Annotated in this window: 7 protein-coding genes and 7 tRNA genes; 1 reads left to right on the forward strand and 13 read right to left on the reverse strand. The window is 42.2% G+C overall.

The genetic code is table 11. From position 1 onward, the window contains the following. Nucleotides 1-45: 45 nt before the first annotated feature. The 6 genes from menC to AC1DSL_RS14085 form a co-directional block, all read right to left on the reverse strand. A complete protein-coding gene (gene menC / locus AC1DSL_RS14060) occupies nt 46-1,158 on the reverse strand; it encodes an o-succinylbenzoate synthase (RefSeq protein WP_477532638.1) in 1,113 nt (370 codons plus the stop codon). Further along, nucleotides 1,131-2,579, reverse strand: a complete 1,449-nt coding sequence (locus AC1DSL_RS14065; protein ID WP_477532639.1) for an o-succinylbenzoate--CoA ligase — start codon at nt 2,577-2,579, stop codon at nt 1,131-1,133. Before AC1DSL_RS14065 ends, menC begins: the two co-directional genes overlap by 28 nt. Before the next feature lie 63 nt (nt 2,580-2,642). Further along, complete coding sequence (gene menB / locus AC1DSL_RS14070) at nt 2,643-3,461, reverse strand: 1,4-dihydroxy-2-naphthoyl-CoA synthase (RefSeq protein ID WP_016426539.1); 819 nt, start codon at nt 3,459-3,461, stop codon at nt 2,643-2,645. A gap of 11 nt (nt 3,462-3,472) precedes the next feature. Next, nucleotides 3,473-4,300, reverse strand: a complete 828-nt coding sequence (menH, locus tag AC1DSL_RS14075) for a 2-succinyl-6-hydroxy-2,4-cyclohexadiene-1-carboxylate synthase (RefSeq protein ID WP_477532640.1) — start codon at nt 4,298-4,300, stop codon at nt 3,473-3,475. Continuing rightward, the gene (gene menD / locus AC1DSL_RS14080) at nt 4,288-6,006 is read right to left on the reverse strand and encodes a 2-succinyl-5-enolpyruvyl-6-hydroxy-3-cyclohexene-1-carboxylic-acid synthase (RefSeq protein ID WP_477532641.1); all 1,719 of its coding nucleotides are present in this window, start codon (nt 6,004-6,006) and stop codon (nt 4,288-4,290) included. The genes menH and menD overlap by 13 nt, the downstream gene beginning before the upstream one ends. Beyond that, nucleotides 5,999-7,381: an isochorismate synthase gene (locus AC1DSL_RS14085; protein WP_477532642.1), complete on the reverse strand. Its 1,383-nt coding sequence runs from the start codon at nt 7,379-7,381 to the stop codon at nt 5,999-6,001. The genes menD and AC1DSL_RS14085 overlap by 8 nt, the downstream gene beginning before the upstream one ends. A 174-nt stretch (nt 7,382-7,555) precedes the next feature. Here AC1DSL_RS14085 and AC1DSL_RS14090 point away from each other — a divergent pair, with 174 nt between their 5' ends. Then, nucleotides 7,556-8,467 carry a 1,4-dihydroxy-2-naphthoate polyprenyltransferase gene (locus AC1DSL_RS14090; RefSeq protein ID WP_477532643.1) on the forward strand — a complete coding sequence of 304 codons (912 nt, stop codon included), beginning with the start codon at nt 7,556-7,558 and terminating at the stop codon, nt 8,465-8,467. A 147-nt stretch (nt 8,468-8,614) separates the two neighbouring features. Here the strand turns inward: AC1DSL_RS14090 and AC1DSL_RS14095 are convergent. From AC1DSL_RS14095 to AC1DSL_RS14125, 7 genes are all read right to left on the reverse strand, one after another. Further along, nucleotides 8,615-8,686 (reverse strand) — tRNA-Glu (locus AC1DSL_RS14095). Nucleotides 8,687-8,693: 7 nt separating this feature from the next. After that, nucleotides 8,694-8,784 (reverse strand) — tRNA-Ser (locus AC1DSL_RS14100). A gap of 4 nt (nt 8,785-8,788) precedes the next feature. Further along, nucleotides 8,789-8,863, reverse strand: a tRNA-Asn gene (locus AC1DSL_RS14105). Between the two features lies 1 nt (nt 8,864). Further along, nucleotides 8,865-8,941: transfer RNA gene (locus tag AC1DSL_RS14110), tRNA-Ile, on the reverse strand. A 6-nt stretch (nt 8,942-8,947) separates the two neighbouring features. Continuing rightward, nucleotides 8,948-9,021, reverse strand: a tRNA-Gly gene (locus tag AC1DSL_RS14115). Nucleotides 9,022-9,025: 4 nt separating this feature from the next. Beyond that, nucleotides 9,026-9,101 (reverse strand) — tRNA-Phe (locus AC1DSL_RS14120). Nucleotides 9,102-9,248: 147 nt separating this feature from the next. Further along, nucleotides 9,249-9,324, reverse strand: a tRNA-Asp gene (locus tag AC1DSL_RS14125). Nucleotides 9,325-9,400 lie beyond the last annotated feature (76 nt).

Raw genomic sequence — 9,400 nt, forward strand, 5'->3', positions numbered from 1 at the left:
GGCTTTCATTCCGTGGTTTTACTGGCTTTCATTCCGTGGTTTTACTCATTTAAATAGCTTGGTTTGCACTTCGAATTGCTGTAGAATGGCATGATTCCAAGATACTCCGACACCTGGTAAATTAGTGAGTTCGATTTCACCATCACATACATCGATGGGTGGAGTCGCCAAATCCTTCTCCCAAAAGTGAGTCGATGAACTGAAATCTCCTGGAAACTTAACTCCTGGTAATGAAGCAAAAGCTAAATTGAATGCTTTTGAAACGCCAAATTCAATCATACCACCCACCCAAATTGGTACTTCTGCTATGACACATTGATTATGAATTTGAAGAGCAGCAGTTAGGCCACCAACTCTGCCTTGTTTCATCACAATTATTTTCCCAGACTTGCGTTCAATCATATCCTGGGCATCTGCTAAACTTGCAATACTTTCATCCAGGGCAAATGGCGTTTTCATTATTCGTTGAGCTTCAGCAGACAAGCGATTATGGTGTTCTGAAAAAGGTTGTTCGATTAATGCAAAACCACAATCGTCGAATGCGATTAAGTGGTCCAGTGTTCTTTCTGTGAATGCTCCATTCGCATCGGCGAAGAATAACATTTGAGGGTATTGTGCGATAATTAATTTCATGAGTTTTGGATCTGTGTTTTGAGAAATTTTTAACTTTATCCGTTTATACCCGGTTTTTACTGCGGTTTCGATTTCTTCCATCATGGCTTTTTCAGTTGCAGCAGCTACCACTATTCCGGCATTTATAACGGGCCTTGTTCCGCCGATTACTTGCCATAGAGGTTGGTTCAATTTCTTGGCATAAATATCCCATATTGCATGATTAAAAGCCGCTTTTGCCATATGATTACGTTTTATTTTCTCTAAAGCGGCGTCTAATTGGTTTGGATGTGAAAAAGATTGATTCAACAAAGCTGGGATTATCCAATTTTCAAGCGTGTTCCAAGCAGTGTCCACTGTTTCTTCGGTGTACCACGGGGAAGTAAATGCAACACATTCGCCTACACCGATTGTACCGTCGACATCCATTACTTCAAGCAAGATACTCTCTCGTTCCACCACTTCCTGTAAATGAGTAGAAAACGTTTGCTTTAGCGGTACACATACGTGATATAACGTCACTTGCTTGATTTGGATATTAACCACGCTCTCAGCTCTCTTCTAAGTAATTTATTCGATGCATTCCTTGGCATAGCATTGACTTGATATAATGCTTTCGGCATTTTATAAGGTGCTAATTTGGCTTGTAAAAATGCCTGTAATGATGCCAATGTCATATCCTCATCACTGACAATAAAGGCTACAGGTACTTGTCCCCACTTCTCGTCACTCATTCCGCAAACTCCGGCTTCCCGAATCTGTGGATGTTGAAGAATCGCATTCTCCACTTCTGCTGGGTAAATATTTTCCCCGCCGGAAATAATTAAATCAGAACGTCGGTCGACGACAAATAAATATCCTTCTTCATCGAAATAGCCAATATCGCCGGTATGAAGCCATCCTTTTACTTGGGATGCCGTAGTTGTATGACTGCCAATGTAACCAGGTGTTACATGCCCGCCACGTATGCAAATCTCTCCTTCTTCAAATGGCTTTGATGCTTTATCGATTCGAATGAAACTCAAATACAATGGTTTGCCAGAAGACCCTAGTTTCCTGACCGCATCTTCAGGAGCAAGCGTTGCTGTTTGGGAGGACGTTTCCGTCATTCCATAAGTTTGCAGTATTGGGATACCACGAGAAATAGCTCGCTCTAAATAATTGCTCGGAACAGGACCTCCCCCCACTAGCATCGTCAGTAAACAAGGAGATACTTTCGCATCCCGCTCCTCTAATTCCCTTAAAATCCGTTCTAACATAACGGAGACAACAGACATACGCGTGACCTGTCCATCTACTAAATCGTCGACCACTTTTACCAAGTCGAATTTTGAATAGAGCTTCACTTCCATTCCATATAATACGGAGCGAATGAATATGGATAAACCGCTTATGTGAAAGACTGGCATTGTACAAAGCCATACATCATTTGATTGTATCCCCATGTTAAACGCTGAAGCCGTTGCATTCGTGGTATGGTTTCGGACGGTTTGACGAACACCTTTTGGATTTCCCGTTGTACCGGATGTATACATAATGGACATGGTACGATCGATTGGCCATTCATCTTCTATCTCGAATTTACTGGAAGCCTTTTCTGCCAGTTCGTCCAATGTCAATGATGGGTGGTTAGCCACTCTTGCCTGATAGTCTTTTTCGACTAACAAAAGAGTTGGCTGTGCATCGTTAATTTGATTGTCAAGTTCCCCATCAGACAATCGTTCATTTAATAGAACAACTTCACAGCCCAATTGCCAACAGGCATGGATTGTAACAATTAAAGAAGGATTTGATGGTGATAGAATGGCTACGCGATTTCCATTGTCAATTCCAACTGTCTTAAGTGAACCAGCTAAATTTATTGCTTCGTCGAAAAGCTGTTGAAACGTCCAGGAATGTTGTCCAAATGTTAATGCCTTGCGGTTCGGAGTCGTTTTGACCCGTTGTGCTAGCCAGTTAGGGTACATGATTTATAKCCACCTTTAGAAAAAGCTGCCCTTCATAAAAGGACAGCTAGAAAATTGTTATTATCAAGGGAAACGTGGGAATTGACCGAAGTCAGGTTTACGTTTTTCCTTAAAGGCATCGCGGCCTTCTTTTGCTTCATCTGTCGTGTAGTAAAGAAGTGTCGCATCTCCAGCCATTTGTTGCAGACCTGCTAAACCATCTGTATCTGCATTCATTGCCGCTTTCAGGAAACGAAGGGCTGTAGGTGACATTGAAAGCATTTCTTCACACCATTGAACCGTTTCATCTTCTAATTGTGCGTAAGGAACTACAGTGTTAACCAAGCCCATGTCAAGTGCTGCCTGTGCGTCATATTGACGGCATAAGTACCAGATTTCACGTGCTTTTTTATGACCGATAATACGAGCTAAATATCCTGAGCCGTATCCTGCATCAAACGATCCCACTTTCGGTCCAGTTTGTCCGAAGATCGCGTTGTCTGCAGCAATCGTCAAATCACATACGACATGCAGTACATGTCCGCCACCGATGGCATAACCCGCTACCATTGCCACTACAGGTTTAGGAATAACACGAATCAGGCGCTGTAAATCCAAAACGTTCAAACGTGGGATTTCATCTTCCCCAACATATCCACCATGTCCACGAACGGACTGGTCTCCACCTGAACAGAAAGCTTTTTCGCCTTCACCCGTTAATACGATAACGCCTACTTTTGAATCATCGCGTGCATAAGTAAATGCATCCAATAATTCTTTAACTGTTTTAGGTCGGAAAGCATTTCTTACTTCCGGACGGTTAATTGTAATTTTCGCAATACCGTTATATGTTTCATACTTAATATCTTCATATGTACGTTCTGATACCCATTGACGTGTCATACTCTTCCTCCTCAAAATCTTTCTAATACTTGCTCCAATATTATTGTAGCAAACTGAACGGGATTTTCCACATGTATTGCATGTCCTGCCCCTGAAACTTCAAGATGCTGGCTATATCGAATGAGTTCTGTCATTTGTTTGGCAATGATCGTAAATTTTTCATCGAGTTCACCTGTGATTATGATGACAGTGATTTTCAACTCATTCAATCTGGACCAGTAAGAAGGCTGTCTGCCGGTTCCCATTCCCTTTAAACTATTAGCCAATCCCAAAACAGCTTGTTGCATTCGCTCTTCCCTGATGGAATGAAGCTTTATCTCACCTAACTTTTTTTGAGAATGAAATAAAGGAATGTCCTGCCAAAAATCAATAAAAGATGAAAGACCTTCACTTTCCATTTTCTCCGCTAATTTTTCATCTGCAGTTATTCGGGCCAGTCTGTCAGCTTCTGATTGTAAACCTGGAGATGCACTCTCCAGTACTAGCTGCTTAACATGCTTAGGAAATGCAAGTGCATAAGCAAGCGCAATGCGTCCTCCCATAGAATAACCAACGAGGGTGAAATTAGTAACATTCAGAAATAGAAAAAGTTCGTGTAAATCCATCACTTGTTCGTACATGATGTAACGATTTGCATCACTCGGTGAATCGGTTTTACCATGTCCCATTAAATCGACTGTAATGCAACGGACAGAATCAGGTAATTGTTCAATAATCGGGACCCATGTTTTCGTGCTTCCAGTAAATCCATGTAAAAAGATGATTGTTTCCGAAACTTCTCTGTTGGTGATGGAATAACTAACTTTTACTCCTCGAACGGTTGCGACTAGTTGTTCCATTTTCGGTCCAACTCCTCAGTAATTCCGTTCCATAACTGACGATGTGTTAAAACATTCTGTTGCCGATTGGTCTTTACTTCAATGATTCGTAAGTCTTTTTGTTTTGGCGTTGTTAAAGCTTGTGTAAAATCTTCTTTTGATTCCACAGCAAAATATTCAGCTTCATACATGGTGGCAATTGAATCGAACGTCAAACCGGTTGGCGTACCAAACAATTTTTCGAAGTACGTCTCTTCGGTGGACTGAGGCAAATACGAGAAGATGCCGCCACCATCGTTATTCATAACAACAATGGTGAGGTCAGTTTCATGGAAACGTGTAACCAGTAATCCATTGCTGTCGTGCAGGAACGAGATGTCCCCAATCAATAAAGTCGCAGGTCTTTTTCTCGCCTGCTGAATACCTAGAGCAGTGGAAACGACACCGTCAATTCCATTCGTTCCCCGGTTAGCATAAATCGATATGTCTTTATCAGTTTGATTGAAGAACGTATCTACATCACGGATTGGCATACTGCTGCCTGAAATAAGATCACTCCCATCAGGCAAATGTTTAAAGAGCTGACCTGCTAGCGCACCTTCGTCGTGTTGTTCATTAATATATCTCTCAACGTGCTTTGTAGCAATCGTATTAGCCTCTGTCCATTTTGAAAGAGCTTCATTCTCTTGAATGTTACTTAACACTTTCCACAACGCTTGGGCCTCGGAGTGTACATGATGAGTCACAACACCTAATGAATCCCTGAACAAAGGATCTTCATCCACCGCAATATAGATTTCAGGCTGTACATCTTTCAAAAATAGCAATAGCGGTTTGGATACTGGTTGGGCACCAAAGCGAATAACTACATCGGGAACAATGGACTGTTTAAAGTGTTCACTTTTCAGAAGTGCATCGTATTGATCAATGAGTAAGTGTTGGCATTCTTGTGGGACGCCTGTCCGAAGTTGAGAAAGTGAATCCGCCAATACAGGCCACTGGATTGACTTAGCAAAAGCCCAAAACTCAGTCTTATCAGTGTCTGCCGATAGCTCCCCAACTATGAGTAAACCACGTCTTGCTTGAGTAATCGTCTGTTCAACAAAATCCAAATGGGACTGTGAAGAAACGATAGCCCCTGGTAATGATTTTTGAAAAGAAGAAGCTTCTATTTGATAGTCAAAATCAAGCAGTAAAGGTTCACGGAAAGGGATGTTCATATGGACTGGTCCCATTGGTGCAGCCTTTGCGTATGCAATGGCCCTCCCCGTATGACGGACAATAAATGGAATCGTCTCTTTATGGTCGTCAGCCAAAGGAAAGTCCACACTCCACTTAACATGTTTTCCATACAATTGAACTTGATCAATGGCTTGAGGTGCTCCCACTTCCCTAAGTTCATGCGGACGATCTGCCGTTAAAACAATAAGTGGAATTCTCGCATAGTTCGCTTCTACAATAGAAGGAAAATAGTTGGCTGCGGCTGTTCCGGACGTACATAGTAAAAGAACTGGACTCTGTTTAGCTTTTGCCATTCCTAAAGCAAAAAAACCAGCGGATCGCTCATCGATTTGCATATACGTGTTGAATTCTTTTGTAAGACTGAATGCATAAGCCAAGGGAGTAGAACGAGAACCTGGACTGATTACGATATCTTTAACGCCTGCCTGGAGAAAGGCTTGTACAATTGAGTGTACATACTCAGTTAACATTGCACGATTATCCATGTAATTTGCCTCCAAGCGTGCGTAACATCGGCCTGAATTTCACTAACGTCTCCGCATATTCTGAAGTCGGATCCGAATCCGCAACAATACCTCCACCAGCATATAGGTAAGCGTGCGTTTTATTTAATAACGCGGAACGGATCGCAACAGCAAACTCACCATTTCCTTCTGCATCTATCCATCCAACTGGAGCAGCATAGTATCCACGATTCATTTGCTCAACCATTCTAATTATAGCCATGGCATCTCCTCGGGGTTCTCCACCTAAAGCCGGCGTTGGGTGCAAATCTTTCACCAGTTGCAATAGTCCTTGACCTTTTTGCAACTTCCCTTCCACAGGTGTATATAGATGCTGGATATCCCTGATTTTCATCAATTTTGGATATTTAGGCACTTTAACATCATCACAATATTGGTTGAAAACACCTGTAATCATATCTACCACGTATTGATGTTCTTCCCTGTTTTTTGAATCCTGCAGTAAATCATTGCCTAATTGCTGATCTTCGGTTGCGGTTTGTCCCCGCTTAACAGATCCAGCTAAGCAAGTGGATAATGCTCGTCGATTTTCCACTTTCACTAAGCGTTCTGGTGTCGCTCCAAAAAACAAATTATCTGCAAGCTCTAAACCAAATAGAAAACTTTCTGGTTGCTCTTTAGACATATGATACATGGCGGATGGTGAACTCACTTCTTCAGCAAAGGTCAGTGCCAATGAACGTGCTATGACAACTTTTTGAGCTTCTCCGGCATGAATAAATTTCGTGACATGTGAAACTGCATCCATATACAACTCTTTGAAGCGCTCATCCATTTGAGTTAATAGAGGCTTTGCATAAGGTTTCAATTCTTTGACCTGTGCTGCATGAATCAGGTCATCCCGTTCACCTCGCAACCGATCGAATTGAAGTTGTGAATTTTTATCACTCGTGATTAAATGGATGCTGATAAATACTCTGTCATCACGAATAACGAGTTGAAAAGAAGGCACAGCAAAGTAAGCCGAAGGAAACATATCCCACTCGGAAGATAATTTATTGGCTGGATCGAATGAAAACCCTCCAAACAAAATTGGCTGTAAATCATGTTCTTCATTCACGATTTTAGAACATAATACATTCCATTGTTTATCCACTTCTGCAAAGCGATTTTCTTCTGACGAACTTGTAATGACATGAGCATGTCCAAGTCCGACTAATGTAAATGTCTTTTCACGGTTTTGCCAGTAAAATCGTTGACCTTTATATGACTCTCCTGCTTCAAAGAAAGCAACAGAGGATAATCCATTCACTTCAATTGTTTCTGTATAAAAATGTACGTCCGAAGAATAATCCTCGACTACATATTCTGTGGATGTAAATGACTTTCGTTTCATCCAGCTTCCCTCCGTAATTAGGACTTCATAAACATATGAGGACCCTTTAATATCCTACCTTCTATCATACCTCTTTATTGACAATTCAGCACCCGTTAAGCAAACAATCTACACAGAATTAAGTGGATGAAGTACAATGAGAGAGGTGAAAAAAGACGAAGGAGCGGAAACTATATGTCACACGATTTAAAAGCTGATAGTGGCTGGCGTATTTGGTGGCAATTAACACGGCCTCACACGTTAACTGCATCATTTGTTCCGGTGTTTCTAGGTACAATGATTGCAATTTCTTATACAGATATACACTGGCCTTTATTCTTAGCAATGCTAGTTGCAAGTATGCTCATCCAAGCAGCAACTAATATGTTTAATGAGTATTATGATTTTACAAGAGGTTTAGATAATGAGAAGTCTGTGGGAATTGGTGGAGCCATCGTCAGAAATGGCGTTCAACCAAAAACAGTTATGCAGCTCGCGTTACTGCTTTATGCAGTTTCAATTATCTTAGGGATATACATATGTATCGAAACCACTTGGCTGTTGGCAGTCGTTGGTGCCGTGTCAATGGCGATCGGCTATTTCTATACAGGCGGTCCCTACCCGATTGCGTACACACCTTTTGGCGAATTATTTTCAGGTGTATTTATGGGAATGCTCATTGTTCTCATCGCATTTTATATCCAAACAGGTGAAATAACGACCATTGCTCTATTATTGTCTATACCCAGTATGTTACTGGTTGCAGCAATTATGCTCTCCAATAATATTCGCGATTTAGTTGGTGATAAAGAAAGTGGTCGAAAAACGATGGCCATCTTAATCGGTCGCAAACGAGCAGTTAATGTCTTGTTAGCCCTGTTCGTAATTTCATACATTTGGATTTTAATATTAGTTATTCTAAACCTTGTAACGCCTTGGGCACTACTTGTGATCTTAAGCGTAAAGAAACCAGTGAATGCCATCCAAGTTTTCAAAACAAAAGAACACCCACTGGAAGTAATGCCGGCTATGAAAGATACAGCATTAACAAATACACTATTCGGATTCTTACTCGGCATAGGTTTATTGATCGGCTACTTATTATAGAATGAAAAACAACCGCAATTGCATTTAGCAATTGCGGTTGTTTGTTTATAAAAATGCTTGTATGAATTTTGTCTGTCATGTTTCGTTACAATTCGACATTTCTCCATAAAAAAACACGCTATCCCGAAGATAGCGCATCTTTTTAAATGACCCCTACGGGATTCGAACCCGTGTTACCGCCGTGAAAGGGCGGTGTCTTAACCGCTTGACCAAGGGGCCTTACATCTGGCGGAGAAGGAGGGATTTGAACCCTCGCGCCGGTTGCCCGACCTACACCCTTAGCAGGGGCGCCTCTTCAGCCACTTGAGTACTTCCCCAGATTGGCTCCGAAGGTAGGACTCGAACCTACGACCATCGCATTAACAGTGCGGTGCTCTACCACTGAGCTACTTCGGAATGGTGGGCCTAAATGGACTCGAACCATCGACCTCACGCTTATCAGGCGTGCGCTCTAACCAGCTGAGCTATAGGCCCACAAATTGGAGCGGGTGAAGGGAATCGAACCCTCATCATCAGCTTGGAAGGCTGAGGTTTTACCACTAAACTACACCCGCAATATGGTGGCTCAGGACGGAATCGAACCGCCGACACAAGGATTTTCAGTCCTTTGCTCTACCGACTGAGCTACTGAGCCACATTGAATTTGTGCTAAGCTTTGAATCTCTTTGTCAGCTTCTTTCGTTCAGTCAGTCACGTACGTTAGTACGCTCCTTCCTTTACTCAATTGCTTCCTCGACCTTCTTTGCTTATCTCAAATTCTTAAAGAATTACTTAATAAAAATGGCGGTCCCGACGGGAATCGAACCCGCGATCTCCTGCGTGACAGGCAGGCATGTTAACCGCTACACCACGGGACCATTTGGTTGCGGGGGCAGGATTTGAACCTGCGACCTTTGGGTTATGAGCCCAACGAGCTACCGTGCTGCTCCACCC

Source organism: Paenisporosarcina sp. P4_D4 (assembly GCF_056401835.1).

What these genes read in the sequence shown, in the direction of transcription:
- AC1DSL_RS14065 (WP_477532639.1), bottom strand. Translation starts at nt 2,579, where the DNA reads ATGTACCCTAACTGGCTAGCACAACGGGTCAAAACGACTCCGAACCGC.
- menB (WP_016426539.1), bottom strand. Translation starts at nt 3,461, where the DNA reads ATGACACGTCAATGGGTATCAGAACGTACATATGAAGATATTAAGTAT.
- menH (WP_477532640.1), bottom strand. Translation starts at nt 4,300, where the DNA reads ATGGAACAACTAGTCGCAACCGTTCGAGGAGTAAAAGTTAGTTATTCC.
- menD (WP_477532641.1), bottom strand. Translation starts at nt 6,006, where the DNA reads ATGGATAATCGTGCAATGTTAACTGAGTATGTACACTCAATTGTACAA.
- AC1DSL_RS14085 (WP_477532642.1), bottom strand. Translation starts at nt 7,381, where the DNA reads ATGAAACGAAAGTCATTTACATCCACAGAATATGTAGTCGAGGATTAT.
- AC1DSL_RS14090 (WP_477532643.1), top strand. Translation starts at nt 7,556, where the DNA reads ATGTCACACGATTTAAAAGCTGATAGTGGCTGGCGTATTTGGTGGCAA.